At 62.5% G+C, this 21828-nt stretch carries 21 protein-coding genes, 3 pseudogenes and 1 other annotated feature; of the genes and pseudogenes, 18 read left to right on the forward strand and 6 right to left on the reverse strand.

Translation table 11 applies throughout. The annotated features are described in order from the left end of the window. Positions 1-125: 125 nt before the first annotated feature. The 10 genes from dnaK (at position 126) to ACSBOB_RS01170 (ending at position 8763) form a co-directional block, all read left to right on the forward strand. Entirely contained in the window at positions 126-2039 is a 1914-nt protein-coding gene (gene dnaK / locus ACSBOB_RS01125; protein ID WP_442580635.1) for a molecular chaperone DnaK, read from the forward strand. Further along, on the forward strand, positions 2036-2512 hold the full coding sequence (locus ACSBOB_RS01130; protein WP_442580636.1) for a hypothetical protein: 477 nt from the start codon (positions 2036-2038) through the stop codon (positions 2510-2512). Before dnaK ends, ACSBOB_RS01130 begins: the two co-directional genes overlap by 4 nt. A gap of 3 nt (positions 2513-2515) precedes the next feature. Then, the gene (gene dnaJ / locus ACSBOB_RS01135; protein WP_442580637.1) at positions 2516-3649 is read left to right on the forward strand and encodes a molecular chaperone DnaJ; all 1134 of its coding nucleotides are present in this window, start codon (positions 2516-2518) and stop codon (positions 3647-3649) included. A gap of 102 nt (positions 3650-3751) precedes the next feature. Further along, on the forward strand, positions 3752-4360 hold the full coding sequence (gene pmtA, locus ACSBOB_RS01140) for a phospholipid N-methyltransferase PmtA (protein WP_442580638.1): 609 nt from the start codon (positions 3752-3754) through the stop codon (positions 4358-4360). Between the two features lie 28 nt (positions 4361-4388). Next, positions 4389-4979, forward strand: a complete 591-nt coding sequence (locus ACSBOB_RS01145) for an NADPH-dependent FMN reductase (RefSeq protein WP_442580639.1) — start codon at positions 4389-4391, stop codon at positions 4977-4979. A 55-nt stretch (positions 4980-5034) separates the two neighbouring features. Further along, positions 5035-5367, forward strand: a complete 333-nt coding sequence (locus ACSBOB_RS01150) for a hypothetical protein (protein ID WP_442580640.1) — start codon at positions 5035-5037, stop codon at positions 5365-5367. An 85-nt stretch (positions 5368-5452) separates the two neighbouring features. Continuing rightward, complete coding sequence (pyrF, locus tag ACSBOB_RS01155) at positions 5453-6166, forward strand: orotidine-5'-phosphate decarboxylase (protein ID WP_442580641.1); 714 nt, start codon at positions 5453-5455, stop codon at positions 6164-6166. Positions 6167-6213: 47 nt separating this feature from the next. After that, positions 6214-6501: a DUF1330 domain-containing protein gene (locus tag ACSBOB_RS01160; RefSeq protein WP_442580642.1), complete on the forward strand. Its 288-nt coding sequence runs from the start codon at positions 6214-6216 to the stop codon at positions 6499-6501. Positions 6502-6659: 158 nt separating this feature from the next. Beyond that, positions 6660-7937, forward strand: a complete 1278-nt coding sequence (locus ACSBOB_RS01165) for a polyhydroxyalkanoate depolymerase (protein WP_442580643.1) — start codon at positions 6660-6662, stop codon at positions 7935-7937. A gap of 247 nt (positions 7938-8184) precedes the next feature. Continuing rightward, positions 8185-8763 (forward strand): transglutaminase-like cysteine peptidase, encoded by a 579-nt coding sequence (locus ACSBOB_RS01170; protein ID WP_442580644.1) that lies wholly within the window; start codon positions 8185-8187, stop codon positions 8761-8763. Between the two features lie 325 nt (positions 8764-9088). Here ACSBOB_RS01170 and ACSBOB_RS01175 read toward each other — a convergent pair whose 3' ends face one another. Beyond that, complete coding sequence (locus ACSBOB_RS01175) at positions 9089-9784, reverse strand: IS6 family transposase (RefSeq protein ID WP_442580645.1); 696 nt, start codon at positions 9782-9784, stop codon at positions 9089-9091. Positions 9785-9852: 68 nt separating this feature from the next. Here ACSBOB_RS01175 and ACSBOB_RS01180 point away from each other — a divergent pair. Next, positions 9853-10035: pseudogene (locus tag ACSBOB_RS01180) on the forward strand (DDE-type integrase/transposase/recombinase); the annotation flags it as partial. Between the two features lie 52 nt (positions 10036-10087). Here ACSBOB_RS01180 and ACSBOB_RS01185 read toward each other — a convergent pair. The 3 genes and pseudogenes from ACSBOB_RS01185 to istA all read right to left on the reverse strand — a co-directional run. Further along, positions 10088-11330, reverse strand: a pseudogene (locus ACSBOB_RS01185) (IS3 family transposase); the annotation flags it as partial. After that, positions 10930-11046, reverse strand: a sequence feature (AL1L pseudoknot). Its footprint overlaps the pseudogene before it by 117 nt. Before the next feature lie 547 nt (positions 11331-11877). Continuing rightward, complete coding sequence (gene istB, locus ACSBOB_RS01190) at positions 11878-12690, reverse strand: IS21-like element helper ATPase IstB (protein ID WP_442577702.1); 813 nt, start codon at positions 12688-12690, stop codon at positions 11878-11880. Continuing rightward, complete coding sequence (istA, locus tag ACSBOB_RS01195) at positions 12680-14209, reverse strand: IS21 family transposase (protein ID WP_442583696.1); 1530 nt, start codon at positions 14207-14209, stop codon at positions 12680-12682. Before istA ends, istB begins: the two co-directional genes overlap by 11 nt. 150 nt (positions 14210-14359) lie before the next feature. On the opposite strand from istA, the gene ACSBOB_RS01200 reads away from it, so the two are divergent. From ACSBOB_RS01200 to ACSBOB_RS01215, 4 genes are all read left to right on the forward strand, one after another. Further along, on the forward strand, positions 14360-15070 hold the full coding sequence (locus ACSBOB_RS01200) for a hypothetical protein (protein WP_442580646.1): 711 nt from the start codon (positions 14360-14362) through the stop codon (positions 15068-15070). 61 nt (positions 15071-15131) lie between these two features. After that, positions 15132-15692, forward strand: coding sequence for a nuclear transport factor 2 family protein (locus tag ACSBOB_RS01205; protein WP_442580647.1), 561 nt, complete (start codon positions 15132-15134; stop codon positions 15690-15692). Positions 15693-15717: 25 nt separating this feature from the next. Next, a complete protein-coding gene (locus ACSBOB_RS01210) occupies positions 15718-16149 on the forward strand; it encodes a DUF4440 domain-containing protein (protein ID WP_442580648.1) in 432 nt (143 codons plus the stop codon). A 70-nt stretch (positions 16150-16219) separates the two neighbouring features. Beyond that, positions 16220-17137: a flavin reductase gene (locus ACSBOB_RS01215; protein ID WP_442580649.1), complete on the forward strand. Its 918-nt coding sequence runs from the start codon at positions 16220-16222 to the stop codon at positions 17135-17137. 35 nt (positions 17138-17172) lie between these two features. On the opposite strand, the gene ACSBOB_RS01220 is transcribed toward ACSBOB_RS01215, so the two are convergent. Further along, positions 17173-17646, reverse strand: a complete 474-nt coding sequence (locus tag ACSBOB_RS01220) for a MarR family winged helix-turn-helix transcriptional regulator (RefSeq protein WP_442580650.1) — start codon at positions 17644-17646, stop codon at positions 17173-17175. A 270-nt stretch (positions 17647-17916) separates the two neighbouring features. Here ACSBOB_RS01220 and ACSBOB_RS01225 point away from each other — a divergent pair, with 270 nt between their 5' ends. The 3 genes from ACSBOB_RS01225 to ACSBOB_RS01235 all read left to right on the forward strand — a co-directional run bounded on the left by ACSBOB_RS01225 (position 17917) and on the right by ACSBOB_RS01235 (position 20835). Further along, positions 17917-19029 carry an amidase gene (locus ACSBOB_RS01225; protein ID WP_442580651.1) on the forward strand — a complete coding sequence of 371 codons (1113 nt, stop codon included), beginning with the start codon at positions 17917-17919 and terminating at the stop codon, positions 19027-19029. 82 nt (positions 19030-19111) lie between these two features. Continuing rightward, positions 19112-19867: an SDR family NAD(P)-dependent oxidoreductase gene (locus ACSBOB_RS01230; protein ID WP_442580652.1), complete on the forward strand. Its 756-nt coding sequence runs from the start codon at positions 19112-19114 to the stop codon at positions 19865-19867. Between the two features lie 83 nt (positions 19868-19950). Then, on the forward strand, positions 19951-20835 hold the full coding sequence (locus ACSBOB_RS01235) for a PDR/VanB family oxidoreductase (RefSeq protein ID WP_442580653.1): 885 nt from the start codon (positions 19951-19953) through the stop codon (positions 20833-20835). 80 nt (positions 20836-20915) lie between these two features. Here the strand turns inward: ACSBOB_RS01235 and ACSBOB_RS01240 are convergent. After that, positions 20916-21611: pseudogene (locus ACSBOB_RS01240) on the reverse strand (IS6 family transposase). Positions 21612-21828 lie beyond the last annotated feature (217 nt).

Here is a 21828-nt window from a genome sequence, read left to right on the forward strand (position 1 = left end):
TATATACGCGCCACAGCCGCCGGGCGGCCGTTGCAACGGTCCGCCTGGCGAATTTCCTGAAGACAGGGGTTTTCGTCGGAACGCCTCATGGGTCCTGAAAACCTGCTAAACGGAGAGACTAGAACATGGCAAAAGTAATCGGCATCGACTTGGGGACGACCAATTCCTGCGTCGCCGTCATGGACGGAAAAGACGCGAAGGTCATCGAGAATGCGGAAGGCGCGCGCACCACGCCCTCCATCGTCGCCTTCACCGGCGACGGCGAACGTCTGGTCGGCCAGCCGGCAAAGCGCCAGGCGGTGACCAACCCTGAAAACACCATCTTCGCGGTAAAGCGCCTAATCGGTCGCCGCTTCGACGATCCGGTGACGGAGAAGGACAAGAAGCTCGTCCCCTATCACATCGTGAAGGGCGACAATGGCGACGCCTGGGTCGAGGCCGCCGGCAAGAAGCAGTCGCCCTCGCAGATTTCGGCGACCATCCTGCAGAAGATGAAGGAGACGGCGGAAGCCTATCTCGGCGAGAAGGTCGAGAAGGCGGTCATCACCGTTCCCGCCTATTTCAACGACGCCCAGCGCCAGGCCACCAAGGACGCCGGCAGGATCGCCGGCCTCGAAGTGCTGCGCATCATCAACGAGCCGACGGCGGCCGCCCTCGCCTACGGCCTCGACAAGAAGGACGGCAAGACCATCGCCGTCTACGACCTTGGCGGCGGCACGTTCGACATTTCCGTGCTGGAGATCGGCGACGGCGTGTTCGAGGTGAAGTCGACCAATGGCGACACCTTCCTCGGCGGCGAGGATTTCGACATGCGCCTGGTCGAGTACCTGGCCAACGAGTTCAAGAAGGAACAGGGCATCGACCTGAAGAACGACAAGCTCGCCTTGCAGCGCCTCAAGGAGGCCGCCGAAAAGGCCAAGATCGAGCTGTCCTCGTCTGCGCAGACCGAGATCAACCTGCCCTTCATCACCGCCGACCAGACCGGTCCGAAGCACCTGACGATGAAGCTGACGCGCGCCAAGTTCGAGCAGCTCGTCGACGATCTGGTGCAGCGCACGATCGATCCCTGCAAGGCGGCGCTCAAGGATGCCGGCTTGAAGGCCGGCGAGATCGACGAAGTGGTTCTGGTGGGCGGCATGACCCGCATGCCGAAGATCCAGGAGATCGTGAAGCAGTTCTTCGGCAAGGAGCCGCACAAGGGCGTCAACCCCGATGAGGTGGTGGCACTAGGTGCGGCGATCCAGGCCGGTGTTCTGCAGGGCGACGTCAAGGACGTGCTGCTGCTCGACGTGACCCCGCTGTCGCTGGGCATCGAGACGCTGGGCGGCGTGTTCACGCGCCTCATCGAGCGCAACACGACGATCCCGACCAAGAAGAGCCAGACCTTCTCCACCGCCGAGGACAACCAGGGCGCGGTCACCATCCGCGTCTTCCAGGGCGAGCGCGAAATGGCGGCCGACAACAAGGCGCTCGGCCAGTTCGACCTGGTCGGCATCCCGCCGGCGCCGCGCGGTATACCGCAGATCGAGGTCTCGTTCGACATCGACGCCAACGGCATCGTCAATGTCACGGCCAAGGACAAGGGCACCGGCAAGGAGCACCAGATCCGCATCCAGGCTTCTGGCGGTCTCAGCGATGCCGACATCGAGAAGATGGTGAAGGACGCCGAGGCCAATGCCGAGGCCGACAAGAAGCGTCGTGCGCTGGTCGAGGCCAGGAACCAGGCCGAGGCGCTGGTGCATTCGTCCGAGAAGTCGCTGAAGGACTATGGCGAGAAGGTTTCGGAGGCCGACCGCACCGCGATCGCCGACGCCATCGCCGCCCTGAAGACGGCTGCCGAAGGCGACGACGCCGACGCCATCCAGGCGAAGTCGCAGACGCTGGCCGAAGTCTCGATGAAGCTCGGCCAGGCCATGTACGAAGCGTCCCAGAAGGACGCGGCGGAAGCCGACGCCAAGGCCGACATGGGCAAGGAGTCCGACGTCGTCGACGCCGACTTCGAGGAGATCGACGAGGACGACAAGAAGAAGTCTGCTTGATACTGATCTCGCCTTTTGGAACTGCCCTGCGGCCGGCAATCTTGCTGGCCGCAGGCTTATTGGCGGCCCTGCTCTCGCCAACGCAAGCATCGGCCACTGAAACCCGCGATAACAGAACGTACAAGATGTTGCTTGCCGGGGAAGACGCTATCGCCATCGCCCTGCGAAATCACCGCAAAGCAGGGCTTGCAGGTGTGGCCAACAGACTTGGTCGCATTGTCGATGAGGCTTCCGCGCGAAAGAAACGCGGCATAAAAGCGTCGGATTGTGATCTTGCCGCCATGGCGCTTGCAAACCTCTCTTTGCTTGCAGAGAAATCTCTCGAAACAAGAAGCGACCTGAAATCCGCATTCCAGGAATCCGCAAAGACTGAAGTTTCGCAATTCGCGGCAGACATGCGTGGTTGCGAGAAGCATCTCGGGTTGCCATCTACGAGGCGGGAGCCGCTCAAAAAGCTGCTGGGAAAAATCTGAGTCATGGCCAAAGCCGATTTCTACGAGACCCTCGGTGTTCAGAAGGGCGCGGACGACAAGGAACTGAAGGGCGCGTTCCGAAAACTCGCCATGCAGTTCCATCCCGATCGCAATCCCGGTGATGCCGCTTGCGAGCACAAGTTCAAGGAGATCAACGAGGCCTACGAGACGCTGAAGGACCCGCAGAAGCGCGCGGCCTATGACCGTTTCGGCCACGCCGCCTTCGAGAATGGCGGCATGAACGGCGGTGCTGGCTTTGCTGGCGGCGGTGGCTTCTCCGACATCTTCGAAGACATCTTTGGCGAGATGATGGGCGGCGGACGCCGCCGTTCATCCGGCGGGCGCGAGCGCGGCGCCGATTTGCGCTTCAACATGGAAATCCTGCTGGAGGAGGCCTATGCCGGCAAGACCGCGCAGGTCCGTGTGCCGACATCCATCTCCTGCACGGAATGCTCGGGCTCCGGCGCGAAACCAGGCACGCAGCCGGTAACCTGCTCGCTGTGCTCCGGTTCGGGCCGCGTGCGCGCCGCGCAAGGCTTCTTCTCGATCGAGCGCACCTGCCCGCAGTGTCATGGCCGCGGCCAAACCATCAAGGATCCCTGCCCGAAATGCGCCGGCCAGGGCCGCGTCACCGAGGAGCGGTCGCTGTCGGTCAACATCCCGGCCGGTATCGAGGACGGCACGCGCATCCGCCTTGCCAATGAAGGCGAGGCCGGGCTGCGCGGCGGGCCGCAGGGCGACCTCTACATCTTCCTGTCGGTGAAGCCGCACGAATTCTTCCAGCGCGACGGCGCGGATCTCTATTGCAAGGTGCCGATCTCGATGACGACTGCCGCCCTCGGCGGCTCTTTCGAGGTGACCACTCTCGACGGGTCGCAGACGCGCGTGAAGGTGCCCGAGGGCACGCAGAACGGGCGGCAGTTCCGCATGAAGGGCAAGGGCATGCCGGTGCTGCGCCAGCCCACCATCGGCGACCTTTACATCCAGACGGCGGTCGAGACGCCGCAGAACCTGACGAAGCGCCAGCGCGAACTGCTGGAGGAATTCGAAAAACTCTCCTCGAAGGAGAACTCGCCGCAATCGAGCGGCTTCTTCGCCCGCATGAAGGACTTCTTCGAATCGTTCGGCGACAATTGATTTGCCGGCAACGGGGGACAAGCCCTTCAAAACGCTGCGTAAGCCTTGCAATGGGGGGTCAGGCTGTTATTGATCGCCCGAAAGCGACAAGGAGTTTGGCCTATGCGACGCGGATCGGAGTTGCGCAAGGCGCTGGTCGAGAAATTCGATGACGAGCTTCGCTTCTTCAAGGGCTGGATCGACAAGCCGAAGGCCGTCGGGTCGATCATTCCCACCAGTTCGATCACCGCAAAACGCATGGCGTCGGTCATCGATATTTCCTCCGGCCTGCCGGTACTGGAAGTCGGCCCCGGCACGGGCGTTATCACCCGCGCCATTTTGGCCCGCGGCGTGACGCCGAAGAACCTCTATGCCGTGGAATATTCCGCTGACTTCGTCCGCCATCTCAGGCGCAACTTTCCGGGCGTCAATGTCATCGAAGGCGATGCCTTCGATCTCGATACCACGCTGGGCGAGGATGCGCCGAAGTGTTTCGACAGCGTGATTTCTGGCGTGCCGCTGCTCAATTTCCCGGTCCAGCAGCGCGTCGCCTATATCGAAGGCCTGCTTGATCGCATTCCCGAAGGCAGGCCGATCATCCAGCTGACATACGGTCCGAAATCGCCGGTGCCGCCCGGTCTTGGCAGTTACAGCGTCAAACATTTCGACTTCGTCATCCGCAACATCCCGCCGACCCAGCTATGGGTCTATCGGCGCGGCCACAACAACTGACGACTTCTCCTTTGGTGAGCGCAAGCCGGTGAACCCCAAAATCCTCATCTTCGCCGGTTCGATCCGCTCTGGCGCCTATAGCGGCAGGACAGCCGACGCGGCGATGAAGGAACTGGCCCTGCAAGGCGCCGAAGTCACCCGCATCTCGCTCGCCGATTATCCGCTGCCGATCATGGACCAGGATCTGGAGGCCGAAAAAGGCGTTCCGGACAATGCGGTGAAGCTTGCCCGGATGTTCGTCGACCATGACGGTATTCTCATCGCCACGCCGGAATACAACGGCTCGATGCCGCCTCTCGTGAAGAACACGATCGACTGGATCAGCCGGGTGCGCAAGGACCGCGGCGTCGCGTTGCGGCCTCTGCCCGGCAAGGTGGTGGCGCTGTGCTCGTCGTCGGACGGCCATTTCGCCGGCATCCGCAGCGCCAACCATTTGCGCGCCGTGCTGTCGCATATCCAGATGGAGGTGATCCCGCAGCAGGTTTCGGTGCCGAATGCGGGCGAAGCCTTCGACGACAATGGCGATTTCCGGGAAGAACGGCTGCGCAACGGCATGCAGCGGCTTTGCCGCGCCCTGATCGAACGTGCCGCGATGCTGTCGGCGCGCCACGAGCCTTGATGAACCGTAACGCGCGGCTGGTCGTGTCGGCAATCGGTGTTGTATAGATGTCGTCATGAGCACCGAACCCGACAGCCTCATCCTTCAGCTTCTCCGCCAGATGCGCGCCGAACTCGGAACCGTGCGTGCTGAAGTTGAAACGATCCGTGCCGAAATGAAGGACGAATTTGCCGAGGTGCGGTCGGAGATGCACTCGCTTCGCGCCGACGTCGCATCCGATCTGCTTGTCGCACGCAAGGAGACAAGCGAGCAGATTGTCGGTCTCCGGCGCGCGGTGATCGAGTATCATTCTTCGGTCATCGGCCACGGCGTACTGATCAGCGAACTCGAAGCCCGCGTGCGCCGCGTCGAGCAGCATCTGAACCTTCCGTCCAGCGATCCACACTGATCGTCGCGAAGCTTGGAAAAGCGTCTTGCCGACCGCTCCCTTCTCTGCGACTGGACGCCGATGGAGACCTTCGACGGAGTTTTCGATGCCGCATGACGATATCGCCAATCGCCTGATCGTCGGGCTCGACGTGCCGGACCTGAGGACCGCGCAAGCGGTCGTGCGCGATCTCGACGGCCTCGTCTCCTTCTACAAGATCGGCTACCAGCTGGCCTTCGCCGGCGGCCTGTCCTTTGCCCGCGAACTGGTCGAGGGCGGCAAGAGCGTCTTCCTCGACATGAAGTTGCTCGATATCGACAACACGGTGGCGAAGGGCGTCGAGAACATCGCCAGGATGGGCATGACGATGCTGACGCTGCACGCCTATCCCAAAGCGATGCGGGCGGCCGTCGAGGCGGCGCGCGGCACGCCGCTCTGCCTGCTTGCCGTCACGGTGCTGACCTCGATGGACGAGCAGGATCTGATCGACGCCGGCTACGAATACGATCCGCATACGCTGGTGCTGCGCCGCGCCGAGCAGGCGAAGATCGCCGGCATGGGCGGCATCGTATGCTCGGCCGGCGAAGCCGCCGCCGTGCGCAAGATCGTCGGGCCGGACATGGCGGTGGTGACGCCGGGCATACGGCCGAAGGGCGCCGACCATGGCGACCAGAAACGCGTGGTCAGCCCCGCCGACGCGATCCGCGCCGGCGCCAGCCACCTTGTCGTCGCCCGCCCGATCGTCGCCGCGCCGGACCGCCGCGCCGCCGCGCAGGAGATCATCGCCGAAATGGCGGAGGCTGGTGGGTGGCGCGCTTGAGCGGCGGCCCAACTGCAAGCGCCACCTGAAAAGCCAATGGAGTAAAAATGCCCAAGGGATACTGGATCGCCCGCGTCGATGTACGCGACGCCGAAGGATACAAGGACTATGTCGCCGCGTCGAAACTCGCCTTCGACAAATATGGCGCAAGAATCCTGGCGCGCGGCGGTGCCTATGAACTGCCGGAGGGTTCAGGTCGGGCGCGCAACGTGGTGATCGAGTTCGCGTCGCTCCAGACGGCGCACGACTGCTACCACTCGCCGGAATACCAGGCGGCCAAGGCGATCCGGCAGAAATACGCCGAGGGCGAGGTGGTATTGGTCGAGGGCGCCTGAGCCTGACGTAACGGCAGCCAAATTAGCGGAAAATGTTGGACCAAAGGATGAGGCCACTTCCCCTATCGGCCTCTATTGCGCCGCAGCAATAGATCGTTAACTTCGTTGCCTAACGATGGGCGATTGCCGCAAAGCACCTGCGGCACTGGGATTTGCACATGTTCTACCAGATGTATGAGATGAGCCACGCCGCGATGCAGCCCTATCGGGCCTACGCGGACGCGGTCCGGCTGTTCTACTCCAACCCCGTCAACCCGTTGTCGCACACGGCTTTGGGCCGATCGGTGGCGGGAATGGCCGAGCTTTTCGAGCGCACCACCCGCCGCTACGGCAAGCCCGCCTTCAACATCGAAAAGACCGTCGTCGACTGGAAGCAGGTCGCGGTCACGGAGAGCATCGCTTGGTCGCGTCCCTTCTGCAACCTGATCCATTTCGTGCGCGACCTGCCGGCACGCCGCAAGAACGACCCCAAGCTGCTGATCGTGGCGCCGATGTCGGGCCACTACGCCACCCTGCTGCGCGGCACGGTGGACGCCATGCTGCCGCATGCCGACGTCTACATCACCGACTGGGTCGACGCCCGCATGGTGCCGGCAACGGCGGGCCGTTTCGACCTGGACGACTATATCGACTACATTGTCGACATGCTGCACATGCTCGGGCCGAACACGCATGTGATGGCGGTGTGCCAGCCCTCGGTTCCGGTGCTCGCCGCGGCGGCTCTGATGGAAGCGCGCGGCGACCGCTTCGCGCCTTCGACCATGACGCTGATGGGCGGCCCGATCGACACGCGCCGCAATCCGACCGCCGTCAACCTGCTTGCCCAGGAGAAGGGCATCGACTGGTTCCGCGAGAATGTGATCATGCCGGTGCCGTGGCCGGCGACGGGCGTCATGCGCGAGGTCTATCCGGGCTTCCTGCAGCTTTCGGGCTTCATGAGCATGAACCTCGACCGCCACATAACCGCGCACAAGCAGTTCTTCATGCATCTGGTCAAGAACGACGGCGACAGCGCCGAGAAGCATCGCGACTTCTACGACGAATATCTGGCGGTGATGGATCTGACGGCCGAATTCTACTTGCAGACCGTTGACACCGTCTTCGTCCGGCATGCGCTGCCGAAAGGCGAGATGACGCATCGCGGCACGCCCGTCGACCCGGCGGCGATCCGAAACGTTGCCCTGCTCACCATCGAGGGCGAGAACGACGACATTTCCGGCATCGGGCAGACGCAGGCCGCGCACGACCTTTGCATCAACATTCCCGACGACATGCGGGCTCACTACATGCAGCCCGCCGTCGGCCATTACGGCGTCTTCAACGGCTCGCGCTTCCGCGCCGAGATCCTGCCGCGCATCGTCGACTTCATATCGAGCTACGGCAAGGAGAACCGCGCGCCGCTGCGGCCGCGGATCGTCCGCACCGCGAAAGCCTGACCCTCGCCTGCCTCCCGGCCGATTGACAGCTCCGAACGGCGGCTCGTGCTTGCTCAATGGGCGAGTCGACTGGTCGTCTGTTGCAGATTCGTCGCGGCCATGCCCCGGCGGTAACCATCACACGAAACTGTTCTCTCGAATGAATTGACTTGCCCGGCAAATCGACCTTAACGTTTTGTTAAGGACAAAGGGCGAGTGGGCTATGCAATCCTCTCCGCGAACGCGGCGCACCGCGAGGCGCATCGGCATGCTGGTGGCTTCGGCGATCGGCACGCTGGCAGCCGGCCAGGCGTTTGCGTCCGGTCCGATGATCACCGGAGGCCTGACGTCGCAGCCGATCGGCCACTACGAATTCTGCAAGACAAATCCCGCGGAATGTTCGATCCGTCCCCGGGACAGGGGACCGGAGCGGATGTCCGGCGCCTTGTGGAGCCAGCTGGTCAGCGTCAATACAGCCGTCAACGCGACGGTCAAGCCGATGAACGACCTTGAGATCTATGGCAAGGACGAGGTCTGGGCCTATCCCGACGCCGGCGTGGGCGACTGCGAGGATTATGTGCTGGAAAAGCGCCGCGAGTTGCAGCAGCGTGGCTTCTCCTTGTCCAACCTGCTGGTAACCGTCGTGCGCAAGCCCGATGGCGAAGGCCATGCGGTGCTCACCGTGCGCACCGACAAGGGCGACTTCATCCTCGACAACCTCACCAATTCGGTCCGCGACTGGAGCCAGACCGGCTATCGCTTCCTCAAGCGCCAGGCGTCCAACCACACCGGCCGCTGGGTGACCATCCGCGAGGGTTCCGCTCCGCTGGTCGGCGCCGTGCAGTAATCGATCGGCGGGTGCGAGGATCGGGACGCCGTGCTCGTTCCAGCTCACATCCGCGCCGGTTTGCCGGGGCGTGGAAGCAAGCCGGACTAGTGTGGTGATCGACAAATCAAATACATTCTCTTGGCCGTTAGGAGGACATGAGAATGGCGCAAGGTCGAGCCGTAGCGATCGTAGTCAATGAGAGGGAAAGAGGCGAGTTGACGGCGCTGACGCGCAAGCATGGTGCACCGCAGGCATTGGCGGAGCGGGCGCGCATCGTTCTAGCGGCCGCCTGGTTCTGTCGCAAACCCACGCGAGAGATGCGCTCGGCGCAGACTTGGGCCGTTCAGGCGGCGAGGATTTCGAACTGTTCGGCGATCGACGGCCTGGGATTGTAGGCATACCTCGCCTGTCTTTTGCGCATCATGTGGATCATCTCGATGCCGGATAAAATCATGGCGGCGCTCGTCTGCGACTTGAAGCCGAGCATGGATCGGATGCGGCGCTTGATGCGCCGGTGATCCTGCTCGAGCCGGTTGTCGAGGTATCGGCTCCGGCGGATGCGAAGCGGCTTGAGCCGCTGCGAGCGGTCCCGTAGCCGGCTTTCACCGTCGCAGGCAATGATTGCCTCGCGATTGGTCTGGCTGCCGTCTATGACGGTGTGCTCGGGGCGGCCATGACGCTGAAACGCTTTGCGCAGGAAGCGTCTGGCAGCCACCAGGTCACGGTGTTCACTGAAGAAAAACTCGACCGTGTCGCCGACGCTGTCGATAGCACGGTAGAGATACATCCATTGACCGCGGACCTTGATATAGGTCTCGTCCAGGTGCCACTTGCCGGTGACGGTCTGCTTGCGCCGGTTGAAGCGCTCCAGCAGTTGCGGCGCGAAGCGCACGACCCAGCGATGCACGGTGGAGTGATCGAGGCTCAGGCCACGTTCAGCCATCATTTCTTCCAGATCGCGCAGGCTCAGATTGTAGGCAAGGTACCAGCGTACGCAAAGCAGGATCACCGACTGGTCGAAATGACGGCCCTTGAACATGACAACTCCCGAAAACAAAGAGCCTTCATGCCCTCGCCGTCATTACAGAAGAGTTTGCGACAGAACCCAAGCAGGATCACCGGCGCATCAAGCGCCGCATCCGATCCATGCTCGGCTTCAAGTCGCAGACGAGCGCCGCCATGATTTTATCCGGCATCGAGATGATCCACATGATGCGCAAAAGACAGGCGAGGTATGCCTACAATCCCAGGCCGTCGATCGCCGAACAGTTCGAAATCCTCGCCGCCTGAACGGCCCAAGTCTGCGCCGAGCGCATCTCTCGCGTGGGTTTGCGACAGAACCGTTCAGCATGGCGTAGTATTGTTCCTGGGCTTCGGCCGGAGGAATGTTTCCGATGGGTTCCAGCAGTCGGCGATTGTTGAACCAGTCGACCCATTCGAGCGTGGCGAATTCGACAGCTTCGAAGGACCGCCACGGTCCGCGCCGATGGATGAGCTCAGCCTTGTAGAGACCATTGATCGTCTCGGCCAAGGCATTGTCGTAGCTGTCGCCGACACTGCCGACGGACGGTTCGATGCCGGCCTCGGTCAGTCGCTCGGTGTATGTGATGGACACGTACTGGCTACCCCTGTCGCTGTGATGAATGAGGCCGTTAACGGGACACCGGTCGTGCAGCGCCTGTTCCAGAGCATCGAGAACGAAGCTCGCATGTGCCGTTCTGCTCACCTGCCCCCCGACGATGCGGCGGGCGAAAGCGTCGATGACGAAAGGTGAGGGCCGCAGCCCGCCACCGGTTTGAGGGCCGGCCCGAACGAGACGAAGCCCGACCAGGCCGCGACATAGGTGAAGTCCGAGACCCAGAGCCTGTTCGGCGCCGAAGCATGAAACGGGCGGTTGACGTGATCCAGCGGGCAAGGCGCTTTCTTGTCGCTGATTGTCGTGCGCAGCCGCTTCCCGCGGATCGCCCCTTCGAGGCCGAGTTCACGCATCAGCCGCTCCACCGTGCAGCGGGCGACGTCGAAGCCCTCACGCTTCATCTGCCGCCACACCTTGCGCGCGCCATAGACGCCGAAATTCTCATCGAACACGCGACGCACCTCCACCTTCAGAGCCTCATCCCGTCTTGCCCGAGCCGGCAACCGGGAAGGATCGACCCGTCGGGAGGCATGTTCGTGATAGGTCGACGGGGCGATCGGCAGCACCTTGCAGATCGGCTCGACCCCGTACGCACCACGGTGATCGTCCACGAAGGCAATCATCGCTTCAACGGGCGGTCGAACTCCGCCATCGCAAAATAGGCTGATGCTTTGCGCAGGATCTCGTTGGCCTGCCGCAGTTCGCGAACCTCGCGCTCCAGTTCCTTGATCCGCGACAGTTCCGCGCTTGTCGGACCAGGGCGAAGTCCTGCATCGCGCTCGGTGCGTCGAACCCAGCCGCGAAGCGTCTCGCCCGTGCAGCCCATCTTCGCGGCGATCGAGTTGATTGCCTCCCATTCCGAGGCGTACTCGCCTCGGTGTTCTACAACCATCCGGACCGCTCGCTCCCGGACTTCAGGTGAATAGGTGTTGCCGTTCCGTTTCGTCATAATGGCTCCATTCTCTCAAGAGGAGGAGCCTCCGGCAAACCCGGAGCGGTTCAAAACTTCCGAAGGTTTGCTATCAGAACGCGCTGGTCCTTGAGTTCCTTCTGCACCAGCGGAGAAAGGCCGGCTTTATAGGCCTCAAGCCGGGCCATTCCGGTTGAGCTTCGGAATATCTTTCGCAATACGCGAGGACGACCATCATCCTGCCGCAACTCTGGCAGTGGAAGCTGGCCGACTGTCTGATCACGGTACGCTCCCAATATGCGGTCCAAATAGCACGAAGCGTATGTCCGTCCCAGACTGTATCACGCCCGTCAGGTCGTCGGCCGGCCAGCTGGTGAACGTTGTCGAGCGCGCGGTGACGACTTCGCCCCGCGCTGCCAAGTGTCTGCAAAGGAGTTGAAGGATCTCTCACCCGGAAGCTCCCGGCAGAAAGATTTCTCCAGGTTGTGCCCTGTGTGGAATATGCGCGCGGCGACCTCGCGGGCCACAGCATGTTGATTTTCACTGAGAACTGACCCGGCATTTTCACCGAGAAGTGACCCGCCCTTCATGTATGTTTTGGTTCTGCGGGGACGGTCAAGGTTCTAGCTTTCTCCTTTGCTCTTTTCGGCTCTTGGGCAGAGCTGTTCTTGAACCGGAAGCTGTCGTTCCCGGTCTCCAGGATGTGGCAGTGATGGGTCAGCCGGTCGAGAAGCGCGGTTGTCATCTTGGCATCGCCAAAAACGGTCGCCCACTCGCTGAAGCTGAGGTTTGTGGTGATGATCACGCTGGTGCGTTCGTAGAGCTTGCTCAGCAGATGGAAGAGCAATGCGCCACCTGATGCGCTGAACGGCAGATAGCCGAGCTCATCCAGGATAACGAGATCGGAATGCACGAGGCGATTGGCGATCTGGCCTGATCGTCCCTGTGCCTTTTCCTGTTCGAGCGCATTGACCAACTCGACAGTCGAGAAGAAGCGAACCCGTTTGTGATGATGCTCGATGGCCTGCACGCCAAGCGCGGTCGCAATATGGGTTTTGCCTGTGCCTGGGCCGCCGACGAGGACAACATTGTTGGCGTCATCGATGAACTCGCCACGATGAAGCTGACGCACCAGGGCCTCGTTTATCTCACTGCTGGCGAAGTCAAAGCCATTGAGATCGCGATAGGCTGGAAAGCGCGCCGTCTTGAGCTGATAGGCTGTGGACCTGACCTCCCGTTCCGCCGTTTCGGCCTTCAGCAGTTGCGACAGGATCGGAATGGCGGCTTCAAATGCGGGCGCCCCCTGTTCGGTGAGTTCGCCGACAGCTTGCGCCATGCCGTGCATCTTCAGGCTTCGAAGCATGATGACTATTGCGCCGCTGGCAGGGTTATGACGCATGGCGCACCTCTGCGGCCTTCCTCAAGGCATCGTAGCGCTCGACGTTTGCCTTCGGCTCATTGGTGAGCGTTAGGGCCTGAGGAGCACTGATGGTCGGGGGTGTGAGCGATTTGCCGTCGATCAGACGATGGAGCAGATTCAGCACATGGGTTTTGGTTGGAACGCCGGCTTCCAACGCCATCTCCACGGCACATAGCACGGCCTGCTCGTCGTGTTGCAAGACGAGCGCCAGGATGTCGACCATCTCGCGATCGCCGCCTGGCTTCTTGAGCAAGTGTTGTTGCAAATTCCTGAACGCATCGGGGAGTTCAGCAAACGGTGCTCCGTTGCGCAGCGCGCCTGGTTTGCGCTGAACAACAGCCAGATAGTGGCGCCAGTCATAGATCGTCTGACCCGGCCGATCATGCGAGCGATCGATGATGCGGCGATGCTCACAGAGGATCAAACCCTCCGCGGCAACAACGATGCGATCCGGATAGATCCGAACGCTGACAGGCCGATTGGCAAAGGATGCCGGAACGCTGTAGCGGTTGCGCTCTAAATGCACGAGACAGGTCGGGGAGACCCGTTTGGTGTATTCGACAAACCCGTCGAAGAGACGTGATGTCGGCATGAGGGCCTGGGATTCCTCTGCCCAGATATCGGCAATGGTGCCGCGCATCTTTCCATGCGGGGTCTTCTGCCAAAACTCCTTGCATCGAAGCTCCAGCCAGTCGTTCAGGGCTTCGAGCGAGGCAAAGCGCGGAATGGGTTGCCACAGGCGATGACGCGCATCCTGGACGTTCTTCTCGACCTGCCCCTTCTCCCAGCCTGACGCTGGATTGCAGAACTCGGGTTCGAACAGGTAGTGGCTGGCCATCGCCATGAAGCGGACGTTGACGTCGCGCTCCTTGCCGCGCCCGACCTTGTCGATCGCCGTGCGCATGTTGTCGTAGATGCCGCGCCGGGGAACGCCGCCAAAGACACGGAAGGCATGATTGTGGGCGTCGAACAGCATCTCGTGCGTCTGCAGCAGATAGGCTCGAACGATGAAGGCCCTGGAGTAGCTGAGCTTCGTATGCGCCACCTGCAGCTTGGTGCGCTCGTTGCCGATGATGGCCCAATCCTCGGACCAATCGAACTGGAACGCCTCTCCAGGCTCGAACGCCAGCGGCACGAATGTCCCTCGTCCTGTCGTCTGCAATTCCCTCTGAAGATTTGCCTTCCACTCCCGGGCGAAAGCAGCAACACGACCGTAAGACCCCTCATAGCCAAGGCTCACCAGATCGGAATGGAACTGCTTGACGGTCCGCTTCTGTTTGCGGTTCTTCTTTGCTTCCGCCCTCAGCCAGGCCGACAAACGGTCGGCAAACGGGTCAAGCTTGCTCGGCCGCTCCGGAACCTTGAACTGAGGCTCCACGCCATCAGAGCGTAGATATTTGCGGATGGTGTTCCGCGACAGGCCAGTCCTACGGCCAATCTCACGGATCGATAGATTCTCTCGAAAATGCCAGCGTCGGATTACGCTCAATAACGCCATGTCGATCACTCCAATGCCCCCACTGTCATGCAGGGGTGGTTCAAACATGGGTCAATTCTCGATGGAAATATCCTGCGCTGCCGGGTCAGTTCTCAAAGGCAATCAACAGTCAACGGACGGTGGAAGTTCGCCAGCGGCTGCACAGGCGCGATGATGGTGAGCGCCGGCATATCGGTGGAGGGCGACCAGACCAGTGGGCTTCCGCGCGTCGCCGTCCTGCCCGCCGAAAAGGCGCGGATCGAGGAGAATTGGGACGTGATCGGTCTCGAGGGGACCGGCAGCCACGACGTCGTGATCGAAAACGCCTTCGTGTCCGAGCGATGGACGTTCGTGCGAGGCAGCAAGGCGACCTTTGCCTCGCCCATCGGGCGCTATCCCTCCCTGGCTCTGGCCGCGCAGGTTCTGGCGGTCGTCGGTCTCGGCGTGGCGCGCGACGCGCTGCGCTCTGTGACCGAGATGTCGGGCGCACTGGCATCCATCACCGGGGCCCCCGGTATGAGCCAGCGCGCGCATGTGCAACTCGAGATCGCGAAGTCCGAGGCTCGCCTGCGGTCGGCCCGCAGCTTTTTCTACGAGCAGACGGAAGCTGTCTGGGAGACGGCCCTGGCGGGCGACGCCGTGTCAGTCGAGGACGCCGCGCTGCTTCGGCTGGCGGCCACCAATGCCGCCCGCGTCAGCGCCGATGTATCTCGTTCGGCTTTCGGTCTCGCCGGAACTGCCTCGATCTACCGGGATAATGTTCTGGCCCGCGCCCTCAGCGACAGTCTCGTGGTGGCGCAGCACGCCTTTCTGGGCGAGGGCACGTTGCAAAGCGCGGGGCAGGTTTTCCTCGGCCAGCCATCGGCCCCCGGATTCCCTTGAGCCGGATGCCTGGATTCGGTGCGATTCCGGGTGCCCTTGACCGACAACCGAAAGCTGAACGATGATCGGCGGCGAGCTTGAAGAGACGATCGCAAGGCTGAGCGCCGAAGTCGCGCAGCTTAGGGCCGAAGCCGATATCCGTCGTCTTCAGGCCCGCTACATGTTCCTTTGTGACACGCCCTGCCCGGAGGCTGGCGTAACAACCGACGAAGAGCGCATTTCTCGGATCATGGACCTCTATGCGGAGGATGCGATCTGGGAAGGCGTGGGCGAGTACTACCGCAACCAATCTGGCCGTCATGTGGGGAAGGCGGCCATCCGGGCCATGTTCGCCGAGTTCTGGAGTAAGAAGGACTCTGGCCTGATCCTCAACGTGCATTATCTGACGTCTGAACAGATTCATGTAGAAGGCGATCTGGCGAGCGGGCAGTGGGTGCATTGCCAGCCCTGGCTGTTCGCCGACGGCCGGTCGCTTCTCCGTTCCAGCCGTCTCAACAACCTGTTCCGGTGCATAGACGGAACCTGGAAGATCGCGCGCACGCGCACCGAGAACGTCTTCGTCGGGCAACTCGCCACCGGCTGGGCCGAGCAGGTTCCGGCGACATCCGTGCTCATGTCATGAAGCAACATCAACCATGGGAATTCCAATGACGCCGGAAAAGTCCGATCCGAATCGCATTGCCGACGCCGCGACCGCCGAGGTGCACGATCTTCACCGCGTCTTGCAGGCGTGGTTTCGCGGGGAAGGCGACAATGACCCGGAGTTGGTCCTGTCACGTTTCGACGAGGGGTTTCGCATGGTCGGCGCCGCGGGCTCGGCCCTGGGCCTTGCAGATTTCGCGGGCGCGCTCCCGAAGATGTGGGGCAGCCGGCCCTCGCTGGTGATGGAGATCACCGATCTGGCCGTCCGGCACGTCGAAGGCCGCGCTGCCATCGTGGTCTATCGTGAAACCCAGACACAGGATGACGGCGCCAATCAGCGTTGGGCCTCTGCTGTCCTTCTCGATCGTCCGGCTGGCCCGACCCCGGTCTGGCTTCATCTTCAGGAGACCTGGTGCGCGCCATCACCGGCCGCGTAGGCCATGACGCCGGTCGCGCATTGGAACGACGTTCAAGTCAGGTGAAAAGACTCGTCGAAAGGCGAAATTCATGACCGTTTCCGCAAGCGATTTCCGGTCCGGCATGCGCCAGCTGGCCGCTGCCGTGAACATCATCACGACGATCAACGACGACAGACGTGCCGGAATGACGGCGACTGCCGTGATGTCGCTTACCGCCGAGCCGCCGCAGATCGCCGTGGCGGTCAACCGCTCCAACGCGTCCTTCGCAGCGATGACGGCGAGCGGCATCTTCGCGGTCAACGTCGTGCCGCACGGGGAGGCGGACCTGGCATCGGTCTTTGCGGGCGCAAAGGGTGTCGCTGGCGAGGAGCGCTTCGCCTTCGGTTCCTGGGAGACGCTCGTCACCGGCGCGCCTATCCTGATCGGCAGTGTCGCAAGTTTCGACTGCAAGATCGTCCACACGGTCGAGTTTTCCTCGCACGAGCTTGTCGTGGGCGAAGTGCTGGCGACGCGGACCTCGCCGGGCAGCAACCCTTTGCTCTATATCGATGGCACCTGGGCGAACATCGTGCGCACCACGGATGCCGAATTCCACGCCTATGCCCGGCTGGTCGGCACGGTCGCGGATGCACTGGACATCGCCATCACCACAAGCGAGAGCCCGCGCGAACAGCTCTGCGCTTTCAGCAAAGGCTTTGCTGAACTCAGCGTCGAATCCGCCGATATCCTGCGCCAGTTCTACATGCAGGAAATCTTCATCCCGGCGAAGCCGCTGGAGGCGATAAACGCGCGCAAGCGCGAGGTCGAGGCCAAAATCCGTGCCGTGCTTGTTCGTGGGGCCGAAGCCGGGGAGTTCGACGTCGTGGACCCGACGATCACAACAGATGCGATCATCGGGATGCTGAATTCGCTGCATCGCTGGCCGGACCTTGCCTCGCATGACGATGGCGCGCCCGTGGGCCGCACCTTTGGCGACATGGTCATCGCCATGGTTTCAAGACGATGATGAGGCTCCCCCCGTTCGATGCGGGACGCGGCCTCTCAGGGCAGGAGGTTGCCGTATATCTTTCGGCAGATCTGGTTGACCGTTTGAATTTCGGTGTCTTCAACCCCGTAGAAGGCCTGGCGAGCGACCGCACCTGCCCGGTTGAGCGCCGTGTGGAGCTTTTCCCGGCCAAGATCGGTAAGCAGGACTTCGGTTGCGCGGGCGTCCTCAGTCGATGCGCGCGTCTCCACCAGACCCTGCATAGTCATCCGCTGGATTATCTTGGCGACGGTCGACATCTTGGCAACCGCCTCGACCGATATCTCTGTAACCGTCGCATGGGGGCGGCGGGCCAGGATGTTCAGGACCCGCCAGCGCGGGACATCCAGCTCCATGGATTTCAGCGCCGCGTCCATCTTCTGATGGTAGGCGGCGGTGAGCTTGACCAGATGGTAGAACGGCCACTCGTCAAGGTCATACTCTTCCTGCGATGGGTCGATCTTGTTCCGATATCCTGTCGTTCCGTCCATGTTCTATCCGTTCTTGACATGCCGCGCGTGCAGGGACCGAGGCACAACCGAAAAAAGACCGATCCGCGACATCGTGCGGTTACTTCTAATACACGCTCGACGGCTCAAAGCCCACCGGACCGTCGCGCGTGGTCAGGGATCATCCTGTACCCCATTGCGAAGGCTCGTCCAGCAACCTCTTACAATAATTTTCGCTATAATAGTAGAATAAATGCTTGCCGCCGCATGCGCCAGCGGTTACCGTTTCGACAGGGGTAATGAAGAGTTCCCATGATTGAACATGACGCCCACAACGCCCTTGCCCGGCCGTTGGCTCTTGGCGATCCGTCAGGGCTGCGCGTCGGCATCAAGGAATGCATCGACGTGGCCGGCGTCCCGACCCGCTGTGGTTCCGCCGCCCTTGCAGACGCAGTCCCCGCGGTCAGGCACGCCGCTGTCGTTCAAAACCTTCTCGACGCGGGATGCCGCATCATCGGCACCGCCAACATGCACGAACTCGCCTTTGGCGTGAGCGGTGCCAACGCATTGGGAACGCCGGTGAACCCGACTTGGCCGGGCCTTATCCCGGGCGGCTCCTCCTCCGGTTCCGCCGTGCTGGCCGCGGCAGGGGAATGCGATTTCTCGGTAGGCACGGACACGGGCGGCTCGGTGCGCATGCCTGCATGCTGCTGCGGCGTCTATGGGTTCAAGCCCACCTTCGGCCTAGTCAGCCGCGAGGGTGTCCTTCCCGCTCAAACGTCGCTGGACTGCGTCGGCGTCTTTGCCCGCGATCCCGATATGATCGCTCGAGGCATGTCCGCGCTGGTCCCGGGCTTTGCGGCGCCCGGGATATCTTCTTCACCTCGATTGAAGCGTGTGAAGGTCGATGCCGACGCCGATGTGCTCGGCGCCGTGGACGCCTTCCTGGCAGACATGGTTTCCTCCGAGGCGGTTCTCGACGATCTCGGCGCCGCCTTCACGGCGGGGCTCGCCATCATCAACAGGGAGGCGTGGCGCGCCAATGGGGCGCTTCTGGCGACGGGCAAGATCGGAGCCGACGTTGCGGCGCGTTTGCGCGCCGCGGAAGCTGTCAGCGACGATGAGATCGCAGCGGCGGAGCGGACACGTTCGCGCTTCACGGCGCAGGTTGATGCGGCATTGGACGATGCCGACGCCCTGTGCCTTCCAACGCTGCCATCCGTTCCTCCGGCATTAGTGCATGACAGCAGCGCGCTGCTGCGGCTGACGGCTTTCGTCCGGCCCTTCAATCTTTCAGGCCATCCGGCCATATCGATCCCGATCCGGACGGCGGCCGGCCTGCCCGCGGGGCTGCAACTGGTCGGCCGCAAGGGCGCTGACGGGCTGCTCTGCGCGATCGCCTCGTGGCTGGCCGGTCGTCCATGACCCGCTTCAGGCTTTCGCGAACCGGCGGGATTTCCCGTTCACGGGCGCGTTCCGGCACATCATCACGAAGGAAGATTGCCGAATGAGCGATCGCGCGCCCACGCATACGGCTGTTGTGACCGGCGGCGCAGCCGGCTTTGGCGCGACAGTGGCGCGGGCTCTGCACGGAGCGGGCTATCGGCTCGTGATCGCCGACATAGACGGTGACGCTGCCGACCGCTTCGCACGCGAACTTGACGGCAGCGGGCAGGCCGTCCTCGGCGCGACCCTCGACGTGCGCCGTCCTGAAGATTTCGAGACCGTCCGGAATCTGGCCGTGGCGCGCTTCGGCTCGGTCGAAGTGCTGGTCAACAATGCCGCTATAACGCAGGCGCGCCCCGTCCTGGATATCGAAACCGCCGAGTTCAATGCCGTCATGGCTGTCAACGCAGGCGGTGTGTTCACGGGCAGCCAGGTTTTCGGGCGCTATTTCAAGGGGCGCGGCTATGGCCGCATCATCAACCTCAGTTCGCTTGCCGGCCAGAACGGGGGCACGTCGACCGGCGCGCATTATGCAGCGTCCAAGGGGGCCATTCTGACGCTGACGAAAGTCTTCGCGCGCGATCTCGCACCCTTCGGCGTCACCGTCAATGCCATTGCGCCCGGCCCGATGGACACCCCGCTGGTCCACCAGCTGGTGCCTGAAAGCCGCATGGAGGGCCTGCTCGCCAACATTCCCGTCGGAGAGCTCGGCGACCCACGGTTCGTTTCCAGGATGGTTGTGCTCCTGGCATCTCCCGACGCGGCCTTCGTCTGCGGCGCCTGCTGGGATGTCAACGGCGGCCTCTTCATGCGGTGATATTCATGGTTCAGGAAGATGATCTCCGCCTCACCGTTGCTGAACGGCGGATCGACCGGGGCGGCGTGATCCGACTGAAACTGGTGCGCGCCGACGGTCGGGCGCTCCCTGCCTACGAGGCCGGGGCGCATGTCGATCTTGAGGTGCCTGGCGGGGGCGTCGACGGTATTCCGCCGTGGCGGCAATATTCGTTGTGCGGCGATCCTTCCCGTTCGGACGCCTTCGAACTGGGGATTCTCAATGAGCCAGCCGGCAGGGGCGGATCGCGCGCCATATGCGAGCATGTCCGCGAGGGCACCATTCTGCGGGTTGGCGCACCGCGCAATCATTTTCCGCTCGTCGCCGATTCCCAGCGGTCGGTCCTGCTCGGCGGCGGGATCGGCATCACGCCGCTGCTGGCCATGGCACATGCCCTGAAAAGCGCGGGCCGCGCTTTCGATCTCCACTACTGCACCCGGAGCGGAGAAGCGACGCCCTTCCTAGACGTCGTGGAGGAGTTCGCGCCCAATCTCACGCTCCATCACAGCGACGCCGGCACGCGTCTCCGGGTGGAGGACTTGCCGCCGCCGGACCCGTCGGTCCACATCTATCTGTGCGGCCCTGAGCGCTTCATCGAATCGCTTGGGACGGCCAGTCGCGCGCGCGGCCACGCCTCGGAGAACATCCATCGCGAATTCTTCAACGCGGAGGTCCGGCGCGACGGCGAAGGCTTCGAGGTCGAAGCGCGCGCCTCCGGTGTCGCCGTCCACGTGGCCGAGGACGAGCCCATCACCCGAGCACTAGCCCGCGTTGGTGTCAAAGTCGAGGTCAAGTGCGAGGAAGGCGTCTGCGGAACCTGCATCACAGATGTGATCGAGGGGGTCCTCGATCATCGCGACCATTTCCTGACCGACGAGGAAAAGGAGAGCAATTCGCTGCTGGCGCTCTGCTGTTCCCGCGCCCGCGGAAAGCTGGTTCTGGACATCTGATACCAGCGGTCACGAGAGGTGGCCGATCGGTTCTGTCGCAAACCCACGCGAGAGATGCGCTCGGCGCAGACTTGGGCCGTTCAGGCGGCGAGGATTTCGAACTGTTCGGCGATCGACGGCCTGGGATTGTAGGCATACCTCGCCTGTCGTTTGCGCATCATGTGGATCATCTCGATGCCGGATAAAATCATGGCGGCGCTCGTCTGCGACTTGAAGCCGAGCATGGATCGGATGCGGCGCTTGATGCGCCGGTGATCCTGCTCGAGCCGGTTGTTGAGGTATCGGCTCCGGCGGATGCGGATCGGCTTGAGCCGCCGCGAGCGGTCCCGTAGCCGGCTTTCACCGTCGCAGGCAATGATTGCCTCGCGATTGGTCTGGCTGCCGTCTATGACGGTGCGCTCGGGGCGGCCATGACGCTGAAACGCTTTGCGCAGGAAGCGTCTGGCAGCCACCAGGTCACGGTGTTCACTGAAGAAAAACTCGACCGTGTCGCCGACGCTGTCGATAGCACGGTAGAGATACATCCATTGACCGCGGACCTTGATATAGGTCTCGTCCAGGTGTCACTTGCCGGTGACGGTCCGCTTGCGCCGGTTGAAGCGCTCCAGCAGTTGCGGCGCGAAGCGCACGACCCAGCGATGCACGGTGGAGTGATCGAGGCTCAGGCCACGTTCAGCCATCATTTCTTCCAGATCGCGCAGGCTCAGATTGCAGGCAAGGTACCAGCGTACGCAAAGCAGGATCACCGACTGGTCGAAATGACGGCCCTTGAACATGACGAACTCCCGAAAACAAAGAGCCTTCATGCCCTCGCCGTCATTACAGAAGAGTTTGCGACAAAACCGAAGCCGGAGCTGTCGCGAAGCAGGACGGGGCGGAGCCCAAAGTCGCCGGCGGGGCGCGGACGTCGCGCCACGTATTACTTACTTAGGAGGCACGGCCTCGCGCCCCGCTTCCCAAACTGCCCCTCGCCAATGAGGGCATTCTCCCGAC

Source organism: Mesorhizobium sp. KACC 23794 (assembly GCF_052180275.1).
Classification (GTDB): domain Bacteria; phylum Pseudomonadota; class Alphaproteobacteria; order Rhizobiales; family Rhizobiaceae; genus Kumtagia.